Genomic DNA, 26,037 nt, shown 5'->3' with positions numbered 1-26,037 from the left:
CACATCGACGCATGACCTTGAGCCAGCGCCTGGGTGCGATCCCCCCGCAGGCCTGGCTGCGCGTGTCGATCGGCGTCGCGGTGCTCACCATCGGGCTGAAGACGCTGGCGTGGTGGCTCACCGGCTCGGTCGGGCTGCTGTCCGATGCGATGGAGTCGCTCGTCAACCTGGCGAGCGCGGCGTTCGGCCTCCTGATGGTGCGCATCGCGGCCCAGCCGCCCGACGCCGAGCACCCCTACGGCCACCACAAGGCCGAGTACTTCTCCTCCGCCTTCGAAGGCCTGGCCATCCTGGTGGCGGCCCTGGCGATCATCTACGCCGCCGCACGCCGCTTCTACGAGCCGCAACCCATCGAGCAGGTCGACGCCGGCCTGGCGCTGTCGGTCCTCAGTTCGGTCTTCAACGGCGTGCTGGCGTGGGCGATGCTGCAGTCGGCGCGCGTGCACCGCTCGATGGCGCTGGAAGCGGATGCGCGCCACCTCATCACCGACGTGTGGACGTCCGTCGGCGTCGTCATCGGCATAGCGCTGGTCGCGTGGACCCACTGGCTGTGGCTCGACCCGGTCGTCGCCATCGGTGTCGCGCTGAACATCCTGCGCGAAGGCTGGAACCTCGTCTGGCGCTCGTCGCAGGGCCTGATGGACAAGCGCGTCGAGCGCCGCGTGCAGGCCGACATCGACCAGGTGCTCAAGGCCTTCGAGCACCCGACCATCCGCTTCGACCACATCGCGACGCGGCGCTCGGGCAGCCGGCGCTACGTCGACCTGCACATGCACATGCCGGGCGAGTGGACCTTGCGGCGCGCCGCGGCGGTGCGGGCGTCGGTCGAGCAGGCGCTGATGAGCGCGGTGCCGGGGCTGCGCGCGTCGATCCAGCTGTTGCCCAGCGACGTCGAGGCGCATGGCCAGGACGAGGACGACCTGATCTGATGCTGGCGCTGGTGCAACGCGTGGCACGCGCGAAGGTCACGATCGCCGGCCGCGTGCATGGCGAGATCGGCCCGGGGCTGCTGGTGCTCGTCTGCGCCGAGCGTGGCGACACGCCGGCGGAAGGCGAGAAGCTGCTGGCCAAGCTGCTCAAGCTGCGCATCTTCGGCGATGACGCCGGCAAGATGAACCGCAGCGTGCAGGACACCGGCGGCGGGCTGCTGGTGGTGAGCCAGTTCACGCTGGCCGCCGACACGTCGGGCGGCAACCGCCCGAGCTTCACGAACGCGGCGCCGCCGGACGAAGGGCGGCGGCTCTACGAGCTGTTCGTCGCCAACGCGCGGGCCGCGCATCCCATCGTGCAGACCGGCGAGTTCGGGGCGGACATGCAGGTGGAGCTGGTGAACGATGGACCGGTGACGATCCCCCTGCGCATTCCGCCGACCTGATGTCCGTCATTCCCGCGAAGGCGGGAATCCGTCGCTTCCATCTTCAACGGCTTCCGCGAAAGCTGGAGCGATGGGTCCCCGCCCCCGCCTACGCGGGGGCAGAGCCTGGTCCCGCGGCGACGACGACGGCAGTTCAATACGGGTTCGAAATCCCCAGCGCCCCCAGCAGCAGGACCTCCAGCGCTTCCATCTCCAGCGCATCCACGTCGCCCGTCTCGTGGTCGTAGCCCTGCGCATGCAGCGTGCCATGCACCAGCAGGTGGGCGTAGTGGTCCGCCAGCGGCTTGCCCTGCTCGCGCGCTTCGCGCTCGACCACCGGGCCGCACAGCACCAGGTCGGCCTGCACGACGGGCTCGACGGCGTAGTCGAACGTCAGCACGTTGGTGGCGTAGTCCTTGTGGCGGTACTGCGCGTTCAGCGCGCGGCCTTCGGCCTCGCCGACGATGCGCACGGCCAGTTCGCCCGGACCCGCGAGCGCCATCCCGATCCACCGCTTGACCTTCGCGCGCGGCAGCAGTGCCTTGTGGCGGGCCGCGCCGGCGAAGGAACCGAACTGCAGGTCGAGCGCGAGCTCAGGCGCGGCCATCGCGCTTCTTGGCGGCGTCGTACGCGTCGACGATGCGCGCCACCAGCGGGTGCCGCACCACGTCGGCGCTGGTGAAGCGCGTGTGGGCGATGCCCTTGACCCGCTTGAGGATGTGCTCGGCCTCCACCAGGCCCGACAGCTGCCCCTTGGGCAGGTCGATCTGGCTGATGTCGCCGGTCACCACGCACTTGCTGCCGAAGCCGATGCGGGTGAGGAACATCTTCATCTGCTCGGGCGTCGTGTTCTGCGCCTCGTCCAGGATCACGAACGCGTTGTTCAGCGTGCGCCCGCGCATGAACGCCAGCGGCGCGATCTCCAGCGCGTTGCGCTCGAACGCCTTGGTGACGCGCTCGAAACCCATGAGGTCGTACAGCGCGTCGTACAGCGGGCGCAGGTAGGGGTCGACCTTCTGCGTCAGGTCGCCGGGCAGGAAGCCGAGCTTCTCGCCGGCCTCCACGGCCGGGCGCGTCAGCACGATGCGCTGCACGGCGCTGCGCTCCAGCGCGTCCACCGCGCAGGCCACGGCGAGGTAGGTCTTGCCGGTGCCGGCCGGCCCGATGCCGAAGGTGATGTCGTGGTTGGCGATGTTGTCCAGGTACACGCTCTGGTTGGGCGTGCGGGCCTTGAGGTCGCTGCGGCGCGTATGCAACACCAGCGCGCCGTTCTCGTCCTCGTCCATCGCCTGCTCGCCGGCGACCATCAGCTGGACGACTTCGGTGTCGATGGGACGCGCCGCGCGCTCGTACATCGCCTGCAGGACGTCCACCGCGCGCTCGGCCTTGGCCTTCGGCCCATCGACCTTGAACACTTCCTGGCGTCGCGAGATCTTCACCTGCAGCGCGGTCTCGATCGTGCGCAGGTGTTCGTCCATGGGTCCGACCAGATGGGACAGCCGGGTATTGTTGGGCGGCGTGAAGCTGTGGCGGACAATCATCGGATGGGAATGGGGTGGCGGAGGATTGTCGCCGTTTCGGCGGCGCTGCTGGTGCTGCTGCAACCGGCGAGAGGGCAGGACGCGGAGCAGGTGCTGCGGGAGGCCGACTTCCGCGCGGGCGCTGTCGAGGCCCACGTCAGCCTGCCTCATCCCTGGGATGCCACGGTGCCGGGCTACGCCGGTGTCGCCACCTACACGTTCCACGCCCAGTCGCCCGCCGGCGACGGGCCGCTTGCGCTCTACGTCGAACGCGTCTGCGCCGCGATGCAGTTGCGTGTCAACGGCCAGCTGGTGGGCGGGGCCGGCGAGCTCGACCAGCGCTCGGTGCATTGCTACCGGCCGCAGCTCGTGATGCTGCCGCGCTCCCTGCTGCGGGCGGGCGACAACGTGCTGCAGCTGGACGTCGCGGGGCGCGCAGCGCCGGGCGTGGTGTCGCGGCAGCGCGCCGCGGGGCTCTCCGAAGTGGTCATCGGTCCCGCCGCACCCTTGCAGGTCCGCTACGAACGGCAGCGCTTCTGGACCATCGAAGTCGCGCAGTTGATCGCCGCGCTGCTCGGGTCGCTCGGCCTGGGCCTGCTGGGGCTGTCGGTCGTGCGGCGCAACGGCGGCCGGCTGCTGTACTTCGGCCTGTATGCGCTCGGCTGGGCGATGCTGGAAACGCGGCTGTTCGCCCCGCTGCCGGAGCCGCAGCCGCTGGTCGACGTGCTGTTCTACAGCCTGATGGCGCCGACCTTCACCAGCTTCTTCATCTTCCTGCTGCGCATGGTCGACCGGCGCGCGGCGCGCGTGGAACGCGCGTTGTGGGCGCAGTGCGTCGCCATCCCGCTGCTGCTGCTCTCGGCGCCGGCGGACAACCTGCTGCCCGCGTTCGCCACCTTCTACAACGCGATGGCGCTGGAGTTCCTGGCCTTCGCCGGCTTCTTCTTCATCACCGCCTGGCGCGAGAAGCGCGAGGAGTTCTGGGTGATGCTGGCTGCGCTGGGCGCGCTGACCTTCATGGCCGGCCTGGAGATCGCGCTGCAGAACCACTGGCTGCCGATGCGCAGCCTGCAGCTCGCGCATTTCATGATGCCGGTCGTCGTCGCCTCCATCGGCGTGCACCTGCTGCGGCAGTTCGCCCGCGCGCTGCGCGCCACCGAGATCGCCAACATCGAGCTCGAACGCCGCGTGGCGGAGAAGTCGCGCGAGATCGAGGACAACTGGCGCCAGATCGCCCAGCTGCGCGCGGCCGAGGCCGCCCAGGGCGAACGCCGGCGCATCGCTTCCGACCTGCACGACGACCTCGGCGCCCGCCTGCTGGGCATCACCCAGGCGAGCGACGTGACACGCGGTGCCCCGGACAGCGAGCGCATCGCCGCGCTGGCACGGCAGGCGCTGGACGAGATGCGGCTGGCGGTGCGCGGCATGACGGCCGAGCCCGCGCACGCCGGCGACGTGTTCGCGGACTGGCGCGCCGAGAGCGTCGCGCGGCTCCAGTCCGCCGGCCTGCAGGTGCAATGGCTAGCCGACGAACCCGGCGAAGCGATGGTGCTGCCCTCGCGCGTGCAGGTGCAGTGCACGCGCGTGCTGCGCGAGGCAGTGAGCAACGTGATCCGCCACAGCGGCGCCACCGAGTGCACGGTGCGCATCGCGTGCCAGGACGGCGGCCTGCTGCTGGAGGTCGCCGACAACGGCCGCGGGCTGGACGGCGGCGGCGACGGCCGCGGGCACGGCCTGAGCAGCATCGAACGGCGCGTGCGCGCGCTGGCCGGCTGGCACCGGTTCGAGGGCGCGCCCGGCACCGGCACGCGGCTGGCGGCGTGGGTTCCGCTCGAGACGCCATCCGCTAACATCGACGCGTGACGACCTTCCCGATTCCCACCGCGCCGAGGCTTGCATGATCGGCCGCCTGCAGGGGACCCTCGCGGACAAGAACCCGCCGCAGCTGCTGGTCGACTGCCACGGCGTCGGCTACGAGGTCGACGTCCCCATGAGCACCTTCTACAACCTGCCCAACGTGGGCGAGAAGGTCTCGCTGCTCACCCACTTCGTGGTCCGCGAGGACGCGCAGATCCTCTACGGCTTCGCCACCGCGGCCGAGCGCGAGGCGTTCCGCCAGTTGATCCGCATCTCGGGCGTCGGCCCGCGCACCGCGCTGTCGGTGCTCAGTGGCATGTCGGTGGCGGAGATCGGGCAGGCGGTGACCGCGCAGGACGCGAGCCGGCTCGTGAAAGTGCCCGGGATCGGCAAGAAGACCGCCGAGCGCCTGCTGCTGGAACTGAAGGGAAAGATCGGCGCCGACCTGGGCATGCAACCGGGCGCGGGACCCGCGACCGACGCGCAGGCCGACATCCTGCAGGCGCTGGTGGCGCTGGGCTACAGCGACAAGGAAGCGCAGGCCGCGCTCAAGGCGCTGCCCAAGGACGTGGGCGTCGGCGAAGGCATCAAGCTGGCGCTGAAGGCGCTGGCCAAGTGAGCGGCGCATGACGATCAAGACCGACGACTTCGCGCCCGTGCCGCCGCCGCAGCGCGTGGTGTCGGCCGCGCCGGCGTCGCCGAACGAAGAGGCGATCGAGCGCGCGTTGCGCCCCAAGCTGCTGGCCGAGTACGTCGGCCAGGCGCGCACGCGCGAGCAGCTGGAGATCTTCATCGGCGCGGCGAAGAAGCGCGGCGAGGCGCTCGACCACGTGCTGCTGTTCGGGCCGCCCGGCCTGGGCAAGACGACCCTGTCGCACATCATCGCCCACGAGCTCGGCGTGAACCTGCGCCAGACCTCGGGGCCGGTGCTGGAGAAGCCCAAGGACCTGGCGGCGCTGCTGACGAATCTCGAGAAGAACGACGTCCTGTTCATCGACGAGATCCACCGCCTGTCGCCGGTGGTCGAGGAGATCCTCTACCCGGCGCTGGAGGACTACCAGATCGACATCATGATCGGCGAGGGTCCCGCGGCACGCTCGATCAAGCTGGACCTGCAGCCGTTCACGCTGGTGGGTGCGACCACGCGCGCCGGCATGCTGACCAACCCGCTGCGCGACCGCTTCGGCATCGTCGCGCGGCTGGAGTTCTACACGGCCGACGAACTCACGCGCATCGTCACGCGCAGCGCGGCGCTGCTCGCAGCGCCGATCGATCCCGAGGGCTCGTCCGAGATCGCGCGCCGCTCGCGCGGCACGCCCCGCATCGCCAACCGCCTGCTGCGCCGCGTGCGCGACTACGCGGACGTGAAGGGCAGCGGGCGCATCACCGAGGACATCGCGCACAAGGCGCTGGCGATGCTCGACGTCGACCCGCAGGGCTTCGACGTCATGGACCGCAAGCTGCTGGAAGCGGTCGTGCACCGCTTCGACGGCGGGCCGGTGGGGCTGGACAACATCGCCGCTTCGATCGGCGAGGAGCGCGACACGATCGAGGACGTGATCGAGCCCTACCTGATCCAGCAGGGCTACCTTCAGCGCACGCCGCGCGGCCGCATCGCCACGGCGGCGGCCTACCGGCACCTGGGCGTCACGCCGCCGCGCAGCGAAGGCGGACTGTTCGCCGACTAGTGCGGCACGCGCGCGTCGCGGCGCCGCGACGCATGCAACGTTTCGTCACCACGCGATGACCCTTCGCCCGGGCTTCGTTCGTGCCGCCGCCTAGATTGGCCGCAGCAAGAACGAAGGGGAGCGGGGGATGGCTCTGGAACGCACGGCACCCGACGAGGGCGGCGGATCGGGACGGCTGGTGTTCGCCGCGCAGCGCGGGCGCTCGGACGCCATCGCAGCAGGGGTGTGCGGGCTGGTGGGCGCCGGCCTGTTCGCCCTGGCGGTCTCGCGCGGCCTCGCCGCGCAGCGTTCCAGCTTGATCTGGATTTTCGGCCTGCCCGCGCTGCTGCTCTTTGGCGGCGTCGCCTTTGCGCTGGTGCGCCGCTACCTTGACCAGCGTCCGATCCTGAAACTCAGTGACGCGGGGTTGAAGGCGCGCGGGCTTGCGCGCCCGCTGCGCTGGGAAGAGATCGACGACGTCGAGTACGACGAGCGCAGCATGCGGCTCGTCGTGCACCTTCCGCGCTCGGCGGAGCACCGCAAGACGCGGCAGTTCATCCCGCTCCGGCAGCTGCCGCGCAGCGAGCGCCTCGCCGCCTTCACGACGGTGCTCGGGCGCGTCAATGCGAAGCGCATCGCCCTCGGCCGCGGCGAGACGCGCACCGCCCGCGACCTGCGCGAGGTCGCGGACTTCGACGGCAAGCTCGACGCCATGACGCCGCGCGCCTGGGCGCTGCAGGCGGTCGTGGCGCTGAACGTCGGCGTGTGGCTGGTGCAGGTGCTCGCGGGCGTGCCCCTGATGCAGCCGGCGACGGACGTCCTGTTCCGGTGGGGCGGAAACTCGGCCTCGGCCGTGGTGCTGGATGGGGAGACCTGGCGTCTGCTGACGGCGACGGTCCTGCACGCCGGCGTGGTGCACCTGGCGCTCAACATGGCCGGCTTGTGGTACCCCGGGCGGCAGCTGGCGCGCATGCTGGGCAACGGCCCCTTCCTGCTGGTGTACCTGGCGACCGCACTGTGCGGCAGCGCGGCCAGCCTGCATTTCGCGGCGCAGCGATCGGTGTCTGTCGGTGCGTCGGGTGCGGTGTTCGGCGTGCTGGGCGCGCTGGTCGCTTGCGGCTGGCGCCATCGCGAAAAGTTGCCGATGCCGCACACCAAGAAGCTCTGGTCCGGCCCGGGCGTCTTCATGCTCTATGCACTGGTGCAGGGATTGGCCAGCACGCGCGTCGACAACGCGGCGCACGTCGGCGGGCTGCTGGCCGGCATCGCACTTGGCTTGCTGCTGGTCCCGGTGTTCGACCAGCAACGCGCCCCGCAACGCAACGCGCAGGCCGCGCTCGGCGCGATGCTGGCGCTGGTGGCGGTGGGGGTCGGCACGCTCGCGACGCCGCTTCCGCACACCTGGCATGGCCCGCTGTTCGAGACAGTGGCGGTCCTGCGCAAGGTGAAGCCCGAGTTCCAGCGCCTCGTGGCCGGCGCCGCGCGTTCCAGCGGCCGTGACGGCAGCGACCCGGAGGCTCGAGCCTTCCTGGAACGGGACCTCCTGCCCGGTTGCGCGTCCATCCAGGACGAGCTCGCGGCCGTGCGGGGGCCGGAGTGGGAGCCGGTCGTCCGCGCCGCCGGCCTGACGCGCGAGACGTGCGCGCTGCTGTCGCAGGTCGCCCGCACCGAGCTGGCAGCGTCCACGCCGGAGGAACGCCGCGCAGCGGACGAGCGCAACAAGGTGCTGGTGCTGCGGCTGCGGGCCGTGGCGCAGGAGCTGAAGCAGCTGGAAGAACCGCCCCGGCGGAAGGGAGCGCGGTGATGGGCCTCTTGCAAGCCGCCAGGCAACCACTGCCGCGCTCCTGGAGTTGGGCGCTCGGCGGGCTCGCCGTCGTCGCCGCCGTCGTCGTCATCCGGCACCTGCCCCAGTCGCACGTGTACCTGAAGTCCTGGGGCGCCAGGTCGCCGCGCATCGAGATGCCATGGGACGTCCTGTCCACGGCGATGGACGAACGCGCGCTGAAGGCCGCGATGCCGATGCCGCTGCGATGCATCGACGAAGCCAAGGAATCGAACGGCCTGGGCGACCGGGTCTGCTACACGCCGGTCGATGCGGTGGACGGCGTCGCCGCGCTGACGGTGGCGTTCTTCCTCGATGAGGGACGCCTGGCGCAGGCGACCGTGCAACTGCCCTGGTGGGCCCACCACGCGATGGCGGGCCAGCTGGCGCGGCGGCTCGGTGCGCCGGTGGCGATCCAGGACAAGCCGGTGCGCGGCGTGCGGCTGCTCCAGTGGCGGTTGCCGAACGGCTCGATCAACATCAACCGCGACCCGGGATGGGATCCGCTGGCATGGAGCGCGGTGCTGTGGACGCCGCTGCAGGCACGGCCCCTGCCGGCCGCGCCCCCGTCGCGATGAGCAGCTGCGCCGCGTAGTACGTCGCCAGCACCCAGACCTGCGCCAGCGGCAGCGGCAGCGCGAACCTGTTGATCGCCAGCAGCGAGTCGCTCGCCATGAACAGCACGGCGCCGACGGCCACCAGCCGCGACGCGCGGTCCTGCAGCACGGCGGCGCGGCCGATCGCCTGCGCCGCCATCGTCGCGATCACGACGACGTAGGCCGCCACGGCGCCACGCAGCACGGGGCCGAGGCTGGCGAACAGCACGGCGTACATCAGCGCGCCGGCGCCGAGCGTGGCCAGCAGCGCGCGCGGCCGCGGCAGCCAGCCCACGTCCTGGCGGAACAGCACGATGAAGCACAGGTGCGCGAGCAGGAAGGCGACCAGGCCGGCGATGAACATCCCCGGCAGCATCAGCAGCACGTCACCGACGAGCGAGAGCGCGAGCCCGGCCAGCAGCAGAGCGTCGAAGGACATCGCGCGGCGCTCGCGCCACAGCCGCACGGCCACGAACGCGATCAGCGCCACGAGCGCCGCCGGCTTGAACACCTGGTGCCACGCGACCAGGCCCTCGGCCGCCGTGGCGGCGGCCAGCGCGCCGGCTTCGATCGCCAGCGCCTGCAGCATGCCGATGCGACCCTGCACCACGGCGCAGATCGCCCACTGCGCCGCTGCGATTGCGGCGACCCAGGTGAAGGCCGACGCGAGCCGCATCGAGTCCGCATTCCACAGGAACAGCGACACCGCGCCCAGCATGGCGAGGAACTGCACCCCCGCGAACCACGCGACCGCACGCGTGACCGGCGGATGGAAGCGCTGGACCTTCGTGATGTCGAAGGGCGGCTTCGGGAAGCGCTGCGCGACGTCGGCGGGCCGCCAGCCCGGCGGCTTGAACCACACGCGCAGCTTGTCGGACCAGCGGCGCGCATGCCAGCTGTCCTGCAGCAGGCCCCAGTAGACCTCGGCGTTGGACCACAGCGGGTCCCAGCTCTCCAGCGGGCTGCGCGTGCCGTAGACGCAGCGCTCGTCCTCCTCGACGAAGCTGCCGAACAGGCGGTCCCAGACCACCAGCATGCCGCCGTAGTTGCGATCGAGGTAGCGGTCGTTCACGGCGTGGTGCACGCGGTGGTTGGAGGGCGAGCAGAACCAGCGGTCGAACCAGCCGAGCTTGGGCACGTGCTCGGTGTGCACCCAGAACTGGTACAGCAGGTCGACGAGGCCGACCACCACGAACACCAGTGGCGGCACGCCGGCCAGCGCCATCGGCAGGTAGAACACCCAGCCGAGCAGGTGGCCGCTGGCAGTCTGCCGCAACGCGGTGGACAGGTTGTAGTCCTGGCTCTGGTGGTGCACGACGTGCGCGGCCCAGAACAGCGCGGTCTCGTGGCCGGCGCGGTGCAGCCAGTAGTAGCAGAAGTCGTAGAACAGCAGCGCGAGCAGCCAGCCGTACCACGCGGTCCAGAAGCCGTCGTTGCGCCAGAGCGCGAGGTGCTGGAACGCCAGCGTGTACAGGCCGATCTTCAGGAGCGGCACAAGCACCGCCGTCACGGTGCTCAGGATGCCCAGGCCGATGCTGCTGATCGCGTCGTTCAGCCGGTAGGTGTTGCGGCCGCGCGCGAGGCCCCAGGCGTACTCGATCGCGATGAGCAGCAGGAACACAGGCGTGGCGAAGACGAGGACCTGGCTGGGCGACATGGGCGGCATCGTAGTGCGTGCGGCCCGGCGCGCCATCCGGACCACCCCGCGCGGGCGGCACAATCGCGCACCCAAAGAGAGGAGACTCCATGTCCGCATCCCGCCTGGCGGCCGCGGCGCTGCTGGCGCTGGCCGGCGCCGGCGCGCAGGCCCAGACCGCCGCGCCCGTCATCGCGCCCAACGAGAACCTGGTGGCCGAAGGCATCCCGGCGATCCCGGCGTCGCTCGCCGAGGACGTGCGCCGCTACACCGAGAGCCGCAGCGCGCGCTTCTTCGACTGGCACCCGACCCGGCGCGAGATGCTGGTCGGCACGCGCTTCGGCGAGACGAGCCAGGTGCACGAGGTGCGGCTGCCGATGGGCGCGCGCAAGCAGCTGACCTTCGGCAACGAGCGCTCCGGAGGCGCGCAATGGCAGCCCACGCGCGGCGACTACCTCATCTTCTCCCGCGACACGGGGGGCGGCGAGTGGTTCCAGTACTACCGCCTTGACGCCGCCGACGGCAAGGTGACGCTGCTCACCGACGGCAAGTCGCGCAACTCCGGCGCCCACTGGTCGCGGTCGGGCGACCGCATCGCGTACCACTCCACGCGGCGCGCGCGTTCCGACGCCGACCTGTGGATCATGGATCCGCGCAACCCGTCCACCGACAAGCTCGTCGCGCAGCTGCCCGGTGGTGGCTGGGGCGTGGCGGACTGGTCGCCCGACGACCGCCAGCTGGTGCTGGAGGAGTTCCTGTCGGTCAACGAGGGCTACCTGTGGCTGGTCGACGTGGCCACCGGCGCGAAACGCCCGCTGACGCCGCGCGGCGGCGAGCCCGTTTCTTATGGCGACGTGAAGTTCACGGCCGACGGCAAGGGGCTGTGGGTCACCAGCGATCACGGCGCCGAGTTCAAGCACCTGTTCCATGTCGACCTCGCCACCGGCGCGTTCACCGACCTGACGCCTTCACTGCGCTGGGACGTGGCGGACATCGACGTGTCGAAGGACGGCAGCCGGCTGGCCTACGTGACCAACGAGGCCGGCGTCAGCCGCCTGCACCTGCTGGACACGCGGACGCGGCGCGAGCTGGCGGTGCCGCAACTGCCGACGGGGCTGGTCGCGGGCATCCAGTTCCATCCCGACGGGCGCGACCTCGCGCTGACCTATGTCGGCGCGCGCACGCCGGGCGATGTCTACAGCATCGACGTGACCACCGGCGATGTCACGCGCTGGACCGAAAGCGAACTGGGCGGCCTGCGATCCGCGGACCTGCAGGAACCCAAGCTCGTGACCTGGAAGAGTTTCGACGGGCTGGAGATCAGCGGCTTCCTCACCCTTCCGCCGGCGAAGTTCACGGGCAAGCGGCCGGTGATCATCGACATCCACGGCGGGCCGGAAGGCCAGGCGCGTCCGCTGTACCAGGGGCGCGGCAACTACTTCATCAACGAGCTGGGCGTCGCGCTGCTCGAGCCCAACGTGCGCGGGTCGACCGGCTACGGCAAGACCTTCGTCGCGCTGGACAACGGCTTCAAGCGCGAGGACTCGTACAAGGACATCGGGGCGCTGCTGGACTGGATCGCGCAGCAGCCCGGACTGGACGCGTCGCGTGTCATGGTGATGGGGGGCAGCTATGGCGGCCACATGGCCTGGGCGCTGTCCTACCTGTACAGCGACCGGCTGCGCGCCGCGCTGCCCGAAGTGGGCATGTCGAACCTGGTGACGTTCCTGGAGCGCACCGAGTCGTACCGGCGCGACCTGCGCCGCGTCGAATACGGCGACGAGCGCGACCCGAAGATGCGCTCTTTCCTCGAGCGCATCGCGCCGCTCAACCACGCCGCCAGGATCCGCCACCCGGTGTTCGTCGTGCAGGGCCTGAACGACCCGCGCGTGCCGTACACCGAGGCGGAGCAGATGGTGAAGACCATCCGCGCCAACGGCACGCCGGTCTGGTACCTGCTGGGCAAGAACGAGGGCCACGGTTTCGGCAAGAAGCCGAACGCCGACTACAAGTTCTACGCCATCGTGCAGTTCGTGCGCGAGTACCTGCTGAAGTGACAGCCTAGGTTTGTCATCCCGGCGAAAGCCGGGATCCATTCACGTCAACGCACCGCGCGCATCGACGCGGAGCGTGCGCTCCACGGTGCCTGCTTCCAGCCCACCCCGCACGCCCACGATGTGGTCGTGAAGGTTCACCGTCGGGTCGCAGTGGCCCGGGATCAGCCAGACGATGTCACCCAGCGCCGGCAACGGCCCGCCGGCCGCTGCCGCGCGCAGCGTGGCGTGCTCGTCGGAGCAGCCCGTGACCACGAGGTCCGGCGTGCTGCCGATGCGGTGCACGCGCGGCAGGCCGGAGTCGATGGCGTGGCTCTTGTGGCCGGCGTCGCACACGGCGTGTTCGGGCGACACGCTCATCACCTGCGACTTCACGAACAGCGCGTGCTCGAACTGCGGCTGCGCCGGGTCGCGCTCGTTGAGCGCGTAGTCGTTGTCCATGAACAGGTACGAGCCGGCCTGCAGCTCGCCCCAGACGCCGCTGGCCGTCTCGCACGCCATGCTGCCGGTGCCGCCGCCGGTGACCAGGCCCGCGGCGATGCCTTGGGCTTCGAGCGCGCGGCGGGTGGCGACGACGCCGTCGGCCGCATGCGCGATGGCTTCGCGGCGTTGCTCGGCCGTGCGCAGGTGCTGCGCACGGCCGTGGTAGGCCTGCAGGCCCGCAAAGCGCAGCGCCGGGTGCTTGCGCACTTCATGTGCGAGCGGCACCGCGGCCGCTCCGGGCGCGATGCCGCAGCGGCCCTGGCCGACGTCGATCTCGAGGAACACGTCGATGACCGCGGTGCCGCCGGACGCGCGGCGCGCCTCGTTCATCGCTTCGGCCAGGCGCGTGATGCCCGGCGCGCTGTCCACCGCGATGGACAGCTGGCCGCCTTCGGCCGCCAACCGGTGCGCCAGCTGCGCGACGCGCGCGAGCTTCTGCGGCGCCACCACTTCGTTGCTGATGTAGACGTCGGTGATGCCGCCGGCAGCCATGGCCTCGGCCTCGGACGTCTTCTGCACGCACACGCCGACCGCGCCGGCCTGCACCTGCAAGCGGGCGAGCGCCGCGCTCTTGTGCATCTTGGCGTGCGGCCGCAGCCGCAGGCCGTGCTTGCGGCAGAACTCGGCCATGCGCGCCAGGTTGCGCTGCATCGCGTCGAGGTCGACGACGAGGGCCGGGGTGTCGATGGCGCCGGCGGGCTGGCCTACCAGGCGCGCGAGGGGATCGTCAGGCAGAGGCGTCGTCGGACGTGGCATCGGCAAGGTGCTGGGTGTCGGACCAGCCGACCAGGGTGAAGCCTTGCTCGGTCCAGAGCAGGCGGTTGATCGCGCCGTTGGGCAGGTCCCAGGTGCGCGGCGAATTCACTTCCTGCCCGGTCGCGACACGGTACAGCGTGTCCAGCACGCCGCCATGGGCGACCACGACGATCTGCTCGCCGGGATGGCGTCGCGCCAGTTCCTCCATCGTGCGCGTCACGCGAGCGCGCAGCTCGATCAGCGACTCGCCGCCCTCGGGCGGCTGCCAGTCCGGGACGCGGCTGCGCCAGCGCTGCGCGAGGTCGGGCCACTCCTGGTGGATCTCGTCGAAGGTCATGCCCTCGAACTTGCCGAAGCTGCGTTCGCGCAGGCCTTCGTGCGGGATGACCGGGATGCCCTTGGTTTCCGCGAGCGGCTTGGCGGTGGACTGCGCGCGCGACAGGTCGCTGGAGTAGACGGCGGTGATCGGCTCCTCGGCGAGGGCGTGGACCACGCGCTGCGCCTGCCAGCGCCCGATGTCGTTCAGGTCGACGTCCCGCTGGCCCTGGATGCGGGCGTCCGCATTCCACGGCGTCTCGCCATGGCGGATGGCGATGATGCGGGTGGGATCCATCCAGCCCATTTTAGGCAGCGCCTCGGCGGCTGCCCACTGCGGCTGCGTTTCAGCGCGTGGCCGGGCTGGAGGCAGGGGCGGCCGCCGGCACCGCAGCTGCCTGCTGCTGCTGGCCGGTGCCGATCTGCACGTCGACGCGGCGCGGGCCGATCGGCGGGTTCGGGAAGCCCTGCATGGCCGCGGCGAACATCGCCCCGAGCGCCGAGGCGTTGTCGAGATACGGGCCGTCGCTGTTGGCGTGGCTTTCGAACACCACCTTGTTGCTCGAGACGTCGCGCACCAGGACCGACACCTCGCGCAGGTACCAGGGCTGCTCCATGCCGGACCACATGCCGAAGCCCGGTCCCCAGCCTGGACCCCAGTAGCCACGGCCGCGCCAGCCCCACGGGCCATAGCCGGGGCCGTACCACGGGTCGGCCCACGGCGAGATCACCTGCTGCACGCGCGCGCTCACCAGCACGCTGAAGCGCGGTGCGGCATCGTCGCGGCGCAGGCCGGCGTTGAACAACGCGGGATCGGCCAGCGCCTCGAGTTGGTCCTGGCTCGCGCCCAGCTGCGAAGGCAGCCGTTCGAACTTGTAGGTGGGATTGGCGGGCAGGCTCGGCAGCCCGGAGAACGCCTGGACCGTGTTGTCGAGCCGGTAGGTGGTGGCGCAACCCGCCAGCACGGCCACGGTGGCCAGGGCGAGCAAGCGCAGGATGCGCGTCATGGGTCGGGTCAGAGCTTGAGGACGGCGAGGCCCGGCAAGGCGGGCGCGGCGCCGAAGTCCTCGGCATCGAACGCCCGGTCGCCGTTCGCATCGGCGACGCCCGTGGCGGTCAGACCCTTGAAGTCATGCAGTGTTCCGTCGGCGAGGTGCGAAGGCACAACGTTCTGTAACGCGGTCGCCATGTTGTCGAGCCGGCCAGGGAAGCGGCGGTCCCACTCGCGCAGCATCTCGCCGACCTGCTTGCGCTGCAGGTTCTCCTGGCTGCCGCACAGGGTGCACGGGATGATGGGGAACTGCCGGTGCGTGGACCAGCGCACCAGGTCCTTCTCCGCGACGAAGGCCAGCGGGCGGATCACCACGTGCTTGCCGTCGTCGCTCACGAGCTTGGGCGGCATGCCCTTGAGCTTGCCGCCGAAGAACATGTTGAGGAACAGCGTCTGCAGCATGTCGTCGCGGTGGTGGCCCAGCGCGATCTTGGTCGCCCCGAGTTCGTCCGCGACGCGGTACAGGATGCCCCGGCGCAGCCGCGAGCACAGGCTGCACATCGTCTTGCCCTCGGGGATCTTGTCCTTGACGATCGAATACGTGTCCTGCTCCTCGATGTGGAACGGGACGCCCAGCGCCTCGAGGTATTCGGGCAGCACGTGTCCGGGGAAGCCGGGCTGCTTCTGGTCGAGGTTCACCGCGACCAGCTCGAAATGCACCGGCGCGCGGCGCTGCAGCTTCAACAGGATGTCCAGCAGCGAGTAGCTGTCCTTGCCGCCCGACACGCAGACCATCACCCGGTCGCCTTCCTCGATCATCGAGTACTGCTCGATCGCCTGGCCCACGAGGCGGCACAGGCGCTTGTCCAGCTTGTGCGTCTCGCGCTCGATCTTCGCCTCGCGTGCATGCGAGGTGGGTGCGGGTTCGTTCTCGATCCAGACGGCGGCCATGGGTGCGATTGTCTCATCGGGGGTCGTCCGGGTGCCGCGCGCGGTTCGTTCTGGGCATGATCGGTCGCGATGGAGGATCCCGCGACGATTGCCCAGCGCCTGGACCGCCTGCCATGGTCGCGCTGGCATTGGCGCGTCGTGCTGGCGCTGGGCGCGGCCTGGGTGCTCGACGGGCTCGAGGTCACGATCGTCGGCTCGCTCGGCGCGGTGCTGGAACGGCCCGACACGCTCGGCCTGACCGCCTCGCAAGTGGGCTGGGCCGGATCGCTTTACGTCGCCGGCGCGGTGCTGGGAGCGCTCGCCTTCGGCCGCATGGCCGACCGGCTGGGACGCAAGCGCCTTTTCCTGCTGACGCTGGCGGTCTACATGGGTGCGACCGTCGCCACTGCGTTCACCACGGGCTTCACCGGCTTCGCGCTGTGCCGCTTCGTCACCGGCATCGGGATCGGTGGCGAGTACGCCGCCATCAATTCGGCGATCGACGAATTGATTCCGGCGCGCGTGCGCGGCCGCGTGAACCTCGCGATCAACGGCAGCTTCTGGATCGGCGCCGCGCTCGGCGCGCTGCTGAGCCTCGCCCTGCTCGACGACCGGCTGCTGGGACCGGTTCTCGGCTGGCGCGCCGGCTTTCTCGCGGGCGCGGTGCTGGCACTGGCGATCCTGGTGATCCGCCGCCACGTGCCGGAGAGCCCGCGCTGGCTCGCAAGCCATGGCCGCGCCGAGGAAGCCGAGCGCATCCTGGGGTCCATCGAGGCGGAGGCCGGCGTGCCGCCGGTGCATGCGCCAGCGAAAGTCGAACGGCGCCATGTGCCGTCGTGGCGCGAAGTGGTGCACGTGCTGGTGCGCCGTTACCGATCGCGCAGTGTGCTGGTGCTGGCGCTGATGGTGTCGCAGGCGTTCTTCTACAACGCGATCTTCTTCACCTACTCGCTGGTGCTCACGCGCTTCTATGGCGTCGAAGCCGAGCGCGTCGGCTTGTTCATCCTGCCGTTCGCGGCGGGCAACGTGCTGGGCCCGCTGCTGCTGGGCCCGCTGTTCGACGTGTGGGGACGGCGGCGGATGATTGCCGCCTGCTATGCGCTGTCGGGCGTGCTCCTGCTTGGCGCGGGCGGGCTGTTCGTCGCCGAGGCGCTGACCGCGGTCACGCAGACGCTCGCCTGGTCCGCCGTGTTCTTCCTCGCCTCCGCGGCGGCGAGCTCCGCGTACCTCACGGCCAGTGAAGTGTTCCCGCTGGAGATGCGCGGCGTCGCGATCTCGCTGTTCTACGCGGTGGGCACCGGCGCCGGAGGCTTTGCCGCACCGGCGCTGTTCGGCGCGCTGGTCGAAAGCGGCAGCCGGCCGCAGGTGTTCATCGGATACGCCGTCGGCGCGCTGCTGGTGATCGGGGCGGCGGCGGTCGCTTGGCGCTGGGGCGTGGACGCGGAGCGTCGCGCCCTGGAGGACATCGCGCCGCCGCTGCGGCCTTGAACGTCAGCGCGCCGCCGCCGTGGCGAGCGGAACGGTGCGCAGGCCGCGCGGGGGGGTCGGGAATCCCTGCAGCGCCGCTTCGACGAGGGCCACCGTCGGGATCGAGGCATCGCCGCTGGCGTTGGACTCGAACACCGTGCGCCCACTGGCCAGTTCGCGCACGAGGACGTCGACGCGCTGCACCTGCCGCGGTGCCGACCCGCCGATCGGGATGCCCAGGCCGATGCCCACGCCCCCACCACGTCCGCCACCACCGATGCCGATGCCGACCGACGAGCCCCAGCCGGGCGACGGCGTCGCGAGCGCATCGATGCCCGACCGGACCTGCACCGCATAGCGCGGCGCCGCGTCGTCACGCCGCAGGCCGGCGCGGAACAGCGGGCCATCGGCGGCCGCTTCGATCTGGTCCTGCAGCGGCTGGCCGACCTGCGACGGCAGGCGCTCGAAGCGGTAGGTCGGGTTGGGCGGCAGCGCCTGCAGCTGCGAGAACGCCTGCACCGTGGCTTCGCTTCCGGGCGTCGCGCAGGCGGCGACGAGCAGGGCGAGGGTGGCGGTCAGGAGGAGCGTGCGGCGCGAGGTCATGGCGAGGCTGCACGAATGCTTGCGCAGCGAAGCGAGGCGGGCTGTAGGACGCCCCCGGTCACCACTGCCCGGTTTCGACCCGGATCGCGACCTCGCAGTCGTCGAAGATTTCCAGCTTGGCGATCTTCACGCGCACGCCGCGCACGCCGGGCAGCTGCATCAGCCGGTTGGCGAGCTTGCCGATGAGGCTCTCGAGCAGGTTCACGTGCTCGGCCGTGCACTCCTCGATGATGATGCGGCGCACCTTGCGGTAGTCCAGGACGTGCAGGATGTCGTCGTCGCGCGGCACCAGCGGCTGCGGCCCGAGGTTCAGTTCGGCGTCGACGCGGATCGGTTGCGGCGACGTCTTCTCGTGGTCGAGGATGCCCAGGTTGGCGTCGAACTCGAGCCCGGTGAGCGTGAGGGTCTGGGCGCCTGTCATCACATCAAGGAAAAGTCGCGCTCGAAGCGCATCAGGTGCTGGCCGCCGTCGACCAGCAGCGTGGTGCCGGTGATGGAGCGGTTCTCCAGCGCGAAGCGCACGGCCGCCGCCACGTCCTGCGGGGTGGAGGACCGGCCGAGCGGCGACAGCTTGTGCAGCTGTTCGAACTTGTCCTGCGGCAGCAGGTGGCTGGTGAGCGTCAGGCCGGGCGCGACGCCGACCACGCGCAACTGCGGCGCGAGGGCCTGCGCGAGCAGGGTCGTCGCGGCTTCGAGTGCGGCCTTCGACAGCGTGTAGCTGAGGAAATCCGGGTTCGGGTTCCACAGCTTCTGGTCCAGCAGGTTCACCACGGCCGCCTCTCCGTCGCGCTCGAGCGCGTGCGCATGCAGGGCTTGGGCCAGCAGGATCGGCGCGGCGGTGTTGGGCAGCAGGTGCGCCTGCAGGCTCGCGTGCGAGAAGCTGCGCGCATCGTCCTGCTCGAACAGCGACGCGCTGTTGACCACCGCGTCCAGGCGGCCCAAGGTCGACACGACCGTGGGGACGAGGGCGCGCGTCGCCGCTTCTTCGGACAGGTCGGCCTGGAAGGCGGCGCAACCCGCCGTGTGGGCGTCGCACCTTGCAACCGTCTCGCGCGCTTCTTTTTCCGATCCGCGGTAGTGCACGGCGACGCGCCAACCTGCGGATGCCAGCGCGAGCGCGATCTCGCGGCCGAGCCGGCGGGCAGCGCCGGTGACCAGCACGGTTCGGATCGGGGCAGGGGCCGGGCTCACGGACAATCGGGACGATGGCTACGGATGCAGGCAGTGTAACGAGCGCCTTGGCGGCGCTGCTCAGGGCGGACCTCGCGCGCTCGGGCGGCTGGATGCCGTTCGACCGCTTCATGGCCTTCGTGCTGTACGCGCCGGGTCTCGGCTACTACGCGCACGGCTCGCGCAAGTTCGGGACCATGCCGTCGTCGGGCAGCGACTTCGTGACGGCGCCGGAACTCACGCCGCTGTTCGGCCGCGCGCTGGCGCGGCAGGTGGCGCAGGCGCTGGAGGTGACCGGCACGCAGGAGGTGTGGGAGTTCGGCGCCGGCTCCGGCGCGCTGGCGCACGACCTGCTCGAGGCGCTGGGCGATCGCGTGGCGCGCTACACGATCGTCGACCTGTCCGGCAGCCTGCGCGCCAGGCAGCGCGAACGGCTCGCGGCGTTCGGCGACCGCGTGCAGTGGGTCGCCGAATGGCCCGACACCTTGCGCGGCGTCGTCGTCGGCAACGAGGTGCTGGATGCGATGCCGGTGAAGCTGCTGCACCGGCGCGGCGGCGCCTGGCACGAGCGCGGCGTCGCGTGGGACGGTGCGGCCTTTGCGTTCGAGGATCGCGCGACCGACTTGCGTCCGCCGGTCGAGGTCGCCGGCGAGCACGACTACCTCACCGAGATCCACCCGCAAGCGCAGGCGTTCGTGCGCAGCCTCGCCGATCGCCTGCAGGCCGGCGCCGCCTTCTTCATCGATTACGGCTTCCCCGAATCCGAGTACTGGCATGCGCAGCGGCACATGGGCACGGTGATGTGCCATCGCGGGCATCTGGCGGATACGAATCCGCTCGCCGACATCGGGCTGAAGGACATCACTGCGCACGTCGACTTCACCGGCATCGCGGTGGCCGCGCAAGAGGCGGGGCTCTCCGTGCTGGGCTACACGACGCAGGCGCGCTTCCTCTTCAACTGCGGCCTGCTGGAGCTCGCGGCCAACGGCACGCCGCAGCAGAACGCGGCCATGCAGAAGCTGGTGCAGGAGCACGAGATGGGCGAGCTGTTCAAGGTGATCGGGCTCGCGGCGGGCGGGTTCTTCGACGCGCTCGGCTTCGCGCAGGGCGACCGCACGCACACCCTGTGACGCTGGGCTCCACCTACACTGCCGCATGATCCGCTGGTTCCTCGTCGTCTTCCTCGCGCTGATGCTGATCAGCTGGCTCACGCCGGTGCTCCGCAAGCTGGGATTCGGCAAGCTGCCCGGCGACATGCGGTTCAAGCTGTTCGGCCGCGACTGGGACGTCCCGCTCGCCAGCACCCTGCTGCTCAGCATGCTGGTGAGCCTCATCGCCAAATTCCTATGAAAGCCTGCATCGACATCGGCGGCACCAAGGTCGCCGTGAGCCTCAACCGCGGCGACGGCCTGGACCTGCTCGCGCGGCGCAGTGAGCCCACCGCCAAGACCGGCACCAACGACGCGCTGGCGCGGCAGGTGATCCGGATGGTCGACGAGGCGTGCGGCGAACTGGGCGTGGCCCCATCCAGCGTGCGAGCCGCCGGCGTGTCGTCGGCGGGGCCGTTCGTGATGGTCGACGGCCGCGTGGAGCTGGCCAGCCCCAACATCTGCGGCGGCATCGCGGGTCCGGACCGCGGCCTGCCGAACGACTGGCGCACGGCGCTGCTCGAAGCGCCGCTCGCGCAGCGGTTCGCGCAGGTGCGCGTGGAGAACGATTGCGTCGCGGCGCTGGAAGCCGAACGCCGCTGGGGCGCGCTGCAGGGCATCGACCACTGCGCTTACGTGACCTGGAGCACGGGCGTGGGCACCGGCCTGTGTGTCGACGGCCGCATCCTGCGCGGCAAGAACGGCAACGCGGGACACGCCGGCCACATGTTCGTGAGCGACAACGACGACGCGCTGTGCGGTTGCGGGAACATCGGCGATCTCGAGGCCATCGTGGCCGGCAACGCCGTCGAACGCCGGTTCGGCGCCGATGCGGCGACGCTGATGCAGCGCGCGCAGGCGGGCGACGCGAAGGCCGCCGGCATCGTCGACGAGCTGTGCCGTGTCATGGGTCGCGGCCTCTACAACCTGGTCGTCGCGCTCGACGTGCAGCGCATCAGCCTGGGCGGCAGCGTGTTCACCCACAACCGCGACTACCTGCTGCCGCGCCTGCAGGCGCAGCTGCGCGGCCGCATGGCGGCTCTCACCGACGGCTGCGAGCTGGTGCCGGCGGGACTGGGCGGCAAGGTCGGCGACTACGCCGCGCTGGCGCTCGTCGCCTGATCGCGTTCAGGCCGCGGGCAGCTGCGCGTCCGCCACGGCCTGCACACGGGCCTTGTGGATCCACTCGCCGACTTTTGGCCCGCTGAGGCCCCGGGCCTGCGCTTCGGCGGCGACGTCCGCCGTCACGACGCTGCGAGCGGCGTCGAGCGCCGCCAGCAGGCGCGCGCGCTGCGGGTAGGGCTGGTCCTGCAGCCCGCCGCGGCCGCGCGCATCGCACTCGCACGCGAGCAGCACGTCGGCGAAGCGCTGCGGCTTGCGGAACGCATCGCAGCGCTCGAGCAACCGCACGAGGGCCGCCGCGCCGATGTCGCCGCTGCGGTGGATGTTGCCGTGCTCGCGCGCGACCACGTCGGCCAGTTCGCTGCATTCGACCGGCACGCGCAGGCGCTGCGCGACGCCGCGCAGCAGGCGCGCACTGCGCTCCTCGTGGCCGTGGTGGCGCGGCAGCACGGACTCCGGCGTCGTGCCCTTGCCCAGGTCGTGCACCAGGCAGGCGAAGCGCACCGGCAGCGACGCCTGCAGGCGCGCGGCCATGTCCAGCACCATCATCAGGTGCACGCCGGTGTCGACCTCGGGGTGGTAGTCGGCGCGCTGCGGCACGCCCCACAGCCGATCGACTTCGGGCAGCAGGCGGGCCAGGGCTTCGCACTTCCGGAGCACTTCGAACATGCGCGCCGGGTGGTCCTCCATCAGCCCGCGCGCCAGTTCCTGCCACACGCGTTCGGGCACCAGTGCGTCGACTTCGCCGTTGGCCACCATCTCTCGCATCAACTCCAGCGTCTCGGGCGCGACGGCGAACTCGGGAAAGCGCGCGGCGAATCGCGCGAGCCGCAGGATGCGCACCGGGTCCTCGCGGAACGCGTCGGTGACGTGGCGCAGCACCTTGCGCTCGAGGTCGCGGCGGCCGCCGAAGGGATCGACCAGCGAGCCGTCGCCAGCCTGCGCGATCGCGTTGATGGTGAGGTCGCGCCGCGCGAGGTCTTCTTCCAGCGTGACGGTGGGATCGGCCTGGAACGCGAAGCCGTGGTAGCCGCGGCCGGTCTTGCGCTCGGTGCGCGCGAGCGCGTATTCCTCGCGCGTCTCGGGATGCAGGAACACGGGAAAGTCGCGGCCCACCGGCAGGTAGCCGGCTTGCGCCATCTCCTCCGGCGTGGCGCCGACGACGACCCAGTCACGGTCGTTCACCGGCAGCCCCAGCAGCGCATCGCGCACCGCCCCGCCCACCATGTACGTCTGCATGCGGCCCAGTTTAGGGCACCGCTGGATGGGGCCCGCCGGCCCCCGCGCTCAGCGCCGGGCGCGGTAGGGCTCGTCCATGGGCACGAAGTCGTGTTCGGCCAGCGCGCCTTCGATCCACGCCTGCACGCCGGGCAACGCGGTCACGCGCTCCACGTAGGCGGTGATGTGCGCCGGCACCGGCAGCGCGTAGGTGCGCAGCCGCATGCACACGGGCGCGAAGAACGCATCGGCGATGCTGAAGTCTCCGAACAGCATCGGGCCTCCGTGCTCCTGCAGCAGGTCCGTCCACATCTGCACGATGCGTTCGACGTCCGCGCGCACCGGGGCCTGGTCGCGCCAGACGATGGCGCCGACGTCGGGCAACGACGCTTCGATGTTCATCGGGCAGTGGCTGCGCAGCGCACCGAAGCCCGAATGCATCTCGGCGCACACGCTGCGAGCGCGGGCGCGGGCCTTCACGTCACGCGGCCACAACTGGCGGTCGGGAAACTTCTCGACCAGGTACTCGGCGATCGCGAGGGTGTCCCAGACGGCGAAGTCGCCATCGGTCAGCACCGGCACGCGGCCGGTCGGCGTGATGGACGCCAGCGTCTTCTTGAACACGGACCCGGCGTCGAAGGTGTCGAAGCGCACCAGCACTTCTTCGCACGGGATGCCGGCCTGCCGCACGAGCACCCCCGGCCGCATGGACCAGGACGAGTAGTTCTTGTTGCCGATGTAGAGCTTGAGCATGGCGATGTCCCTTGGAGCGGCCGATGCTAGCGGGGCCGTGGCCCCGCATTGATGCGGGATCGCCCGGGGATTGATGCTCAGGACGGCTCGTTGCGGTCGCCGCGCCCCCGCCGCGTGTCCAGCAGGCGCTGGATCGGCCGTTCCAGCATCAGGATGCCCAGCGTCAGCAGCGTGCTGATCACCGCCAGCGTTTCCTTGCCCAGGCCCGCGGCGACGCCGATCGCCGCCGTCATCCACAGGCCCGCCGCCGTCGTGAGCCCGTAGACGTGCTCCTGGTGGCCGCTCTTGAGGATGGCGCCGGCGCAGAGGAACCCGACGCCGGCCAGCAAGCCCTGGATCACGCGCGACATGCCGTCGTCGTCCATCCCGGTCTGCGCCGCGGCAGTGACGAACATCGCCGACCCGAGCGCCACCAGCATGTGCGTGCGCAGGCCGGCGGGCTTGCCGGTCAGCTCGCGCTCGAGCCCGAGCAGGCCGCCCAGCATGGCGGCAACGAGCAGGCGCACGAGCACGCGGGTGAAGGCCTCCGCATCCGCGACGTCGGAGAACTCGTGCTGGATGGTGCGCAGGACGACGTCCATGCGTCAGGGCAGGTCGCGGCTCGGTTCCGGCAGCGCCGCCTCGCGCGGGCCGACCAGGCCCAGGCGCGCCTTGATCGACTGCGGCTGCCCGGTGAGGATGGCCGCGTACATCGTGGTGTTGGCGAGCACCTTCTTGACGTAGTCGCGCGTTTCCGTGAACGGCACGTTCTCGGCCCAGATCGCGGCGTCGAGCACCGGCCCGTTGCGCCAGTTGCGCGGACGGCTGGGGCCGGCGTTGTAGGCCGCGGCGGCCATCGGCATCGAACCGGCGAAGTCGTCCAGCACGAGCTTGAGGTAGCCGGTGCCGATGGCGATGTTCATGTCGCGGTCGTGCAGCTGGTCGGGCGTGAAGCCGGCGATGCCGATCTTCTTCGCCGTCCAGCGTGCGGTCGCGGGCATGACCTGCATCAGCCCCGACGCGCCGACGCTGGAGCGCGCGTCCATCACGAAGCGGCTTTCCTGCCGGATCAGGCCGTAGACGTACGCCGGATCGAGGCTCACTTCGGCCGCGCGGCGGATGACCGTGTCGCGGAAGGGCATCGGGTAGCGCTGCTCGAGATCGAACTCGTTGCGGGTGCGCTCGCTGGTGTTGATGCAGCGGTCCCACACCTCGCGGTCGCAGGCGAACTGCGCGGCGGCCAGCAGCTGCCGCTCCGGCAGCCCGCCGGGCTGGGCGAGGTTGGTGCCGTAGTTCCACTCGCGCACGCCTTCGTTGCGCAGGCCGATCGAGATCGCATACAGCCCGCGATTGAGGCTGGGATTCAGGCGCACCGCTTCCTTCTCTTCCGCGGTGAGGGGCGCGGGCCGCGGCGGCGGCGCGATGCGCTGGCCGAGTTCCTCGCTGGCGAGCTGCTCGTAGAAGCCGCGCGGCGAGGCCAGCGCTTCCAGGAGGCGTGTGGCTTCCGCACGATGCGCTTCGGTGCCGCTGGCGAGCAGTGCGCGCGCGCGCCAGTAGCGCCAGGCCGGGTCGGCGCGCAGGTGCTCGCCCATCGCGTCGATGGTCGACAGCACCAGCGGCCACTGCGGCGCGCCGTCGCTGCCGCGCAGCGCCGCGCGCACCTTCCACTCGAGCATCGTGTCCGTGAGGTCGGTGTCGCGGGTGACCTTGGCGTAGTACTGCAAGGCCACGGGGTCCAGCTTCTGCGCGGCCTGCCGGCCCAGCACGCCCCAGATCCAGTTGCGCTCCTCGTCGGACAGCTGGGAGCTCCACTTGCGATCGAGCAGCTGCGCTGCGTTGTCCGCGTCACTGCCGGCGAGCCGTACGAGCGCGAGCGTGATGAGCTCGCGGCGCAGCTTGCGCACGGCCACGTGCTTGCCGGTGAGGAACTTCGACGGACTCGCGTGCAGCTCGGACAGCTGCGGCAGCGCCTCGGGCGCGATCATTTCCACCGCGGCGGCGGCGACCTTGGGCCGGTTGAACTCGGTCGCCAGGCGCGCCTTGCGCCAGGCGTCCGCCGGCGTGAGCTTGCCGCGCTCGGTGAGCAGGCGGCTGGCGGCCAGCGTGCAGCCATCGTCGAGCTCGCGCAGCCCGAGCCACAGCTTGCGCACTTCCTCGGCGGCCGCCGGCGTCGTGTCCGGCCTGGCGATCGACTGCACCAGCAGCGCGTAGCAGCGCACCTGCGGGTCGTCGTTCATGCGGAAGCGCGGGTACTCGGCCTCGAACGTCGTGAAGTCGCGCCGCTGGCCCAGCAGCAGCAGCCAGTCGTTGCGCAGGCGGTCCTCCTGGTAGGTGCCGGCGTAGCGCGCCAGGAACTCCTGGACTTCCTGCGGCGTCGCCGTGTCGAGGCGCGCGCGCAGTTCCCAATACGCGGCCCAGGGCTCCAGCGCGTGCCCGCGTGCGGCGGGCAGCAATTGCGCGAGACGGGCCTTGTCGTTGCGACGGAAGGCCTGCGCCATGTCCAGGAGGGTGTCGTCGCCGCGGGGCTGCGGCTGGGCGGACGCGCTGCCGGCGAGCACGGCAAGGATCAGTGTCAGAATCGTCCGCAACTTCATCG

General features: G+C 70.9%; 26 protein-coding genes. 12 read left to right on the top strand and 14 right to left on the bottom strand.

Translation table 11 applies throughout. The features are described 5' to 3' along the window. Positions 1-11: 11 nt before the first annotated feature. Positions 12-929: a cation diffusion facilitator family transporter gene (locus tag I8E28_RS19260; protein ID WP_200789839.1), complete on the top strand. Its 918-nt coding sequence runs from the start codon at positions 12-14 to the stop codon at positions 927-929. Continuing rightward, positions 929-1,375, top strand: coding sequence for a D-aminoacyl-tRNA deacylase (gene dtd / locus I8E28_RS19255; RefSeq protein WP_200789838.1), 447 nt, complete (start codon positions 929-931; stop codon positions 1,373-1,375). Before I8E28_RS19260 ends, dtd begins: the two co-directional genes overlap by 1 nt. A 133-nt stretch (positions 1,376-1,508) precedes the next feature. Here the strand turns inward: dtd and ybeY are convergent, their stop codons facing one another. Continuing rightward, positions 1,509-1,961, bottom strand: coding sequence for an rRNA maturation RNase YbeY (gene ybeY, locus I8E28_RS19250; protein WP_200789837.1), 453 nt, complete (start codon positions 1,959-1,961; stop codon positions 1,509-1,511). After that, positions 1,948-2,895, bottom strand: a complete 948-nt coding sequence (locus tag I8E28_RS19245; protein ID WP_200789836.1) for a PhoH family protein — start codon at positions 2,893-2,895, stop codon at positions 1,948-1,950. Before I8E28_RS19245 ends, ybeY begins: the two co-directional genes overlap by 14 nt. A gap of 3 nt (positions 2,896-2,898) precedes the next feature. On the opposite strand from I8E28_RS19245, the gene I8E28_RS19240 reads away from it, so the two are divergent. The 5 genes from I8E28_RS19240 (at position 2,899) to I8E28_RS19220 (ending at position 8,798) form a co-directional block, all read left to right on the top strand. After that, positions 2,899-4,737, top strand: coding sequence for a sensor histidine kinase (locus I8E28_RS19240; RefSeq protein WP_200789835.1), 1,839 nt, complete (start codon positions 2,899-2,901; stop codon positions 4,735-4,737). Positions 4,738-4,771: 34 nt separating this feature from the next. Further along, positions 4,772-5,350: a Holliday junction branch migration protein RuvA gene (gene ruvA, locus I8E28_RS19235; RefSeq protein ID WP_200789834.1), complete on the top strand. Its 579-nt coding sequence runs from the start codon at positions 4,772-4,774 to the stop codon at positions 5,348-5,350. Positions 5,351-5,357: 7 nt separating this feature from the next. Then, positions 5,358-6,419, top strand: a complete 1,062-nt coding sequence (gene ruvB / locus I8E28_RS19230; protein ID WP_200789833.1) for a Holliday junction branch migration DNA helicase RuvB — start codon at positions 5,358-5,360, stop codon at positions 6,417-6,419. A 127-nt stretch (positions 6,420-6,546) separates the two neighbouring features. After that, positions 6,547-8,202: a rhomboid family protein gene (locus I8E28_RS19225; RefSeq protein WP_200789832.1), complete on the top strand. Its 1,656-nt coding sequence runs from the start codon at positions 6,547-6,549 to the stop codon at positions 8,200-8,202. Further along, positions 8,202-8,798, top strand: coding sequence for a hypothetical protein (locus I8E28_RS19220; RefSeq protein ID WP_200789831.1), 597 nt, complete (start codon positions 8,202-8,204; stop codon positions 8,796-8,798). Before I8E28_RS19225 ends, I8E28_RS19220 begins: the two co-directional genes overlap by 1 nt. Here I8E28_RS19220 and I8E28_RS19215 read toward each other — a convergent pair. Next, positions 8,701-10,473: a lysoplasmalogenase family protein gene (locus tag I8E28_RS19215; protein ID WP_200789830.1), complete on the bottom strand. Its 1,773-nt coding sequence runs from the start codon at positions 10,471-10,473 to the stop codon at positions 8,701-8,703. The genes I8E28_RS19220 and I8E28_RS19215 overlap by 98 nt on opposite strands. An 89-nt stretch (positions 10,474-10,562) precedes the next feature. Between I8E28_RS19215 and I8E28_RS19210 the strand changes: the two genes are divergently transcribed. Then, entirely contained in the window at positions 10,563-12,509 is a 1,947-nt protein-coding gene (locus tag I8E28_RS19210; RefSeq protein WP_200789829.1) for a S9 family peptidase, read from the top strand. 39 nt (positions 12,510-12,548) lie between these two features. Here I8E28_RS19210 and I8E28_RS19205 read toward each other — a convergent pair whose 3' ends face one another. From I8E28_RS19205 to ttcA, 4 genes are read right to left on the bottom strand one after another with little or no spacing between them, the layout of a single operon-like run. Next, complete coding sequence (locus tag I8E28_RS19205; protein WP_200789828.1) at positions 12,549-13,745, bottom strand: DSD1 family PLP-dependent enzyme; 1,197 nt, start codon at positions 13,743-13,745, stop codon at positions 12,549-12,551. Beyond that, complete coding sequence (locus I8E28_RS19200; RefSeq protein ID WP_200789827.1) at positions 13,717-14,358, bottom strand: histidine phosphatase family protein; 642 nt, start codon at positions 14,356-14,358, stop codon at positions 13,717-13,719. Before I8E28_RS19200 ends, I8E28_RS19205 begins: the two co-directional genes overlap by 29 nt. A gap of 49 nt (positions 14,359-14,407) precedes the next feature. Further along, positions 14,408-15,067 carry a DUF4136 domain-containing protein gene (locus I8E28_RS19195; protein WP_200789826.1) on the bottom strand — a complete coding sequence of 220 codons (660 nt, stop codon included), beginning with the start codon at positions 15,065-15,067 and terminating at the stop codon, positions 14,408-14,410. Positions 15,068-15,075: 8 nt separating this feature from the next. Then, positions 15,076-16,002, bottom strand: a complete 927-nt coding sequence (gene ttcA, locus I8E28_RS19190) for a tRNA 2-thiocytidine(32) synthetase TtcA (RefSeq protein WP_200789825.1) — start codon at positions 16,000-16,002, stop codon at positions 15,076-15,078. A gap of 69 nt (positions 16,003-16,071) precedes the next feature. Here ttcA and I8E28_RS19185 point away from each other — a divergent pair, with 69 nt between their 5' ends. Further along, a complete protein-coding gene (locus tag I8E28_RS19185; protein ID WP_200789824.1) occupies positions 16,072-17,469 on the top strand; it encodes an MFS transporter in 1,398 nt (465 codons plus the stop codon). Positions 17,470-17,472: 3 nt separating this feature from the next. On the opposite strand, the gene I8E28_RS19180 is transcribed toward I8E28_RS19185, so the two are convergent. From I8E28_RS19180 to I8E28_RS19170, 3 genes are read right to left on the bottom strand one after another with little or no spacing between them, the layout of a single operon-like run. Beyond that, entirely contained in the window at positions 17,473-18,051 is a 579-nt protein-coding gene (locus I8E28_RS19180; protein ID WP_200789823.1) for a DUF4136 domain-containing protein, read from the bottom strand. A gap of 58 nt (positions 18,052-18,109) precedes the next feature. Next, positions 18,110-18,472, bottom strand: coding sequence for a dihydroneopterin aldolase (locus I8E28_RS19175; RefSeq protein WP_200789822.1), 363 nt, complete (start codon positions 18,470-18,472; stop codon positions 18,110-18,112). Next, a complete protein-coding gene (locus tag I8E28_RS19170) occupies positions 18,472-19,212 on the bottom strand; it encodes an SDR family oxidoreductase (RefSeq protein WP_200789821.1) in 741 nt (246 codons plus the stop codon). The genes I8E28_RS19175 and I8E28_RS19170 overlap by 1 nt, the downstream gene beginning before the upstream one ends. 44 nt (positions 19,213-19,256) lie before the next feature. On the opposite strand from I8E28_RS19170, the gene I8E28_RS19165 reads away from it, so the two are divergent. The 3 genes from I8E28_RS19165 to I8E28_RS19155 are packed head-to-tail and all read left to right on the top strand — an operon-like array spanning position 19,257 to position 21,491. Further along, positions 19,257-20,351 carry a class I SAM-dependent methyltransferase gene (locus tag I8E28_RS19165; protein WP_200789820.1) on the top strand — a complete coding sequence of 365 codons (1,095 nt, stop codon included), beginning with the start codon at positions 19,257-19,259 and terminating at the stop codon, positions 20,349-20,351. Positions 20,352-20,376: 25 nt separating this feature from the next. Further along, positions 20,377-20,571, top strand: coding sequence for a DUF2905 domain-containing protein (locus tag I8E28_RS19160; RefSeq protein ID WP_200789819.1), 195 nt, complete (start codon positions 20,377-20,379; stop codon positions 20,569-20,571). Beyond that, positions 20,568-21,491, top strand: coding sequence for an ROK family protein (locus tag I8E28_RS19155; RefSeq protein WP_200789818.1), 924 nt, complete (start codon positions 20,568-20,570; stop codon positions 21,489-21,491). The genes I8E28_RS19160 and I8E28_RS19155 overlap by 4 nt, the downstream gene beginning before the upstream one ends. Before the next feature lie 6 nt (positions 21,492-21,497). Here the strand turns inward: I8E28_RS19155 and I8E28_RS19150 are convergent, their stop codons facing one another. The 4 genes from I8E28_RS19150 to I8E28_RS19135 all read right to left on the bottom strand — a co-directional run bounded on the left by I8E28_RS19150 (position 21,498) and on the right by I8E28_RS19135 (position 26,035). Continuing rightward, on the bottom strand, positions 21,498-22,730 hold the full coding sequence (locus tag I8E28_RS19150; RefSeq protein WP_200789817.1) for a multifunctional CCA addition/repair protein: 1,233 nt from the start codon (positions 22,728-22,730) through the stop codon (positions 21,498-21,500). Positions 22,731-22,778: 48 nt separating this feature from the next. After that, positions 22,779-23,462, bottom strand: a complete 684-nt coding sequence (locus tag I8E28_RS19145; protein ID WP_200789816.1) for a glutathione S-transferase family protein — start codon at positions 23,460-23,462, stop codon at positions 22,779-22,781. A gap of 77 nt (positions 23,463-23,539) precedes the next feature. Next, entirely contained in the window at positions 23,540-24,043 is a 504-nt protein-coding gene (locus I8E28_RS19140) for an MgtC/SapB family protein (protein WP_200789815.1), read from the bottom strand. Positions 24,044-24,046: 3 nt separating this feature from the next. Beyond that, positions 24,047-26,035 carry a lytic transglycosylase domain-containing protein gene (locus I8E28_RS19135; RefSeq protein ID WP_200789814.1) on the bottom strand — a complete coding sequence of 663 codons (1,989 nt, stop codon included), beginning with the start codon at positions 26,033-26,035 and terminating at the stop codon, positions 24,047-24,049. Between the last annotated feature and the right edge of the window lie 2 nt (positions 26,036-26,037).

It is taken from the genome of Ramlibacter algicola (assembly GCF_016641735.1).
GTDB classification, from domain to species: domain Bacteria; phylum Pseudomonadota; class Gammaproteobacteria; order Burkholderiales; family Burkholderiaceae_C; genus Ramlibacter; species Ramlibacter algicola.
Note: the sequence above shows the minus strand (reverse complement) of the source record. Positions and strands in the feature narration are given on the sequence as shown.

Coding starts and splice junctions, on each gene's coding strand:
- I8E28_RS19205 (WP_200789828.1), bottom strand. CDS start 13,745: ATGCCACGTCCGACGACGCCTCTGCCTGACGATCCCCTCGCGCGCCTG.
- I8E28_RS19180 (WP_200789823.1), bottom strand. CDS start 18,051: ATGACCTCGCGCCGCACGCTCCTCCTGACCGCCACCCTCGCCCTGCTC.
- I8E28_RS19220 (WP_200789831.1), top strand. CDS start 8,202: ATGGGCCTCTTGCAAGCCGCCAGGCAACCACTGCCGCGCTCCTGGAGT.
- I8E28_RS19165 (WP_200789820.1), top strand. CDS start 19,257: ATGGCTACGGATGCAGGCAGTGTAACGAGCGCCTTGGCGGCGCTGCTC.
- I8E28_RS19215 (WP_200789830.1), bottom strand. CDS start 10,473: ATGTCGCCCAGCCAGGTCCTCGTCTTCGCCACGCCTGTGTTCCTGCTG.
- I8E28_RS19175 (WP_200789822.1), bottom strand. CDS start 18,472: ATGACAGGCGCCCAGACCCTCACGCTCACCGGGCTCGAGTTCGACGCC.
- I8E28_RS19245 (WP_200789836.1), bottom strand. CDS start 2,895: ATGATTGTCCGCCACAGCTTCACGCCGCCCAACAATACCCGGCTGTCC.
- I8E28_RS19195 (WP_200789826.1), bottom strand. CDS start 15,067: ATGACGCGCATCCTGCGCTTGCTCGCCCTGGCCACCGTGGCCGTGCTG.
- I8E28_RS19225 (WP_200789832.1), top strand. CDS start 6,547: ATGGCTCTGGAACGCACGGCACCCGACGAGGGCGGCGGATCGGGACGG.
- ttcA (WP_200789825.1), bottom strand. CDS start 16,002: ATGGCCGCCGTCTGGATCGAGAACGAACCCGCACCCACCTCGCATGCA.
- I8E28_RS19150 (WP_200789817.1), bottom strand. CDS start 22,730: ATGCAGACGTACATGGTGGGCGGGGCGGTGCGCGATGCGCTGCTGGGG.
- dtd (WP_200789838.1), top strand. CDS start 929: ATGCTGGCGCTGGTGCAACGCGTGGCACGCGCGAAGGTCACGATCGCC.
- I8E28_RS19260 (WP_200789839.1), top strand. CDS start 12: ATGACCTTGAGCCAGCGCCTGGGTGCGATCCCCCCGCAGGCCTGGCTG.
- ruvB (WP_200789833.1), top strand. CDS start 5,358: ATGACGATCAAGACCGACGACTTCGCGCCCGTGCCGCCGCCGCAGCGC.
- I8E28_RS19200 (WP_200789827.1), bottom strand. CDS start 14,358: ATGGATCCCACCCGCATCATCGCCATCCGCCATGGCGAGACGCCGTGG.
- I8E28_RS19240 (WP_200789835.1), top strand. CDS start 2,899: ATGGGAATGGGGTGGCGGAGGATTGTCGCCGTTTCGGCGGCGCTGCTG.
- I8E28_RS19145 (WP_200789816.1), bottom strand. CDS start 23,462: ATGCTCAAGCTCTACATCGGCAACAAGAACTACTCGTCCTGGTCCATG.
- I8E28_RS19135 (WP_200789814.1), bottom strand. CDS start 26,035: ATGAAGTTGCGGACGATTCTGACACTGATCCTTGCCGTGCTCGCCGGC.
- I8E28_RS19210 (WP_200789829.1), top strand. CDS start 10,563: ATGTCCGCATCCCGCCTGGCGGCCGCGGCGCTGCTGGCGCTGGCCGGC.
- ybeY (WP_200789837.1), bottom strand. CDS start 1,961: ATGGCCGCGCCTGAGCTCGCGCTCGACCTGCAGTTCGGTTCCTTCGCC.
- I8E28_RS19140 (WP_200789815.1), bottom strand. CDS start 24,043: ATGGACGTCGTCCTGCGCACCATCCAGCACGAGTTCTCCGACGTCGCG.
- I8E28_RS19185 (WP_200789824.1), top strand. CDS start 16,072: ATGGAGGATCCCGCGACGATTGCCCAGCGCCTGGACCGCCTGCCATGG.
- ruvA (WP_200789834.1), top strand. CDS start 4,772: ATGATCGGCCGCCTGCAGGGGACCCTCGCGGACAAGAACCCGCCGCAG.
- I8E28_RS19160 (WP_200789819.1), top strand. CDS start 20,377: ATGATCCGCTGGTTCCTCGTCGTCTTCCTCGCGCTGATGCTGATCAGC.
- I8E28_RS19155 (WP_200789818.1), top strand. CDS start 20,568: ATGAAAGCCTGCATCGACATCGGCGGCACCAAGGTCGCCGTGAGCCTC.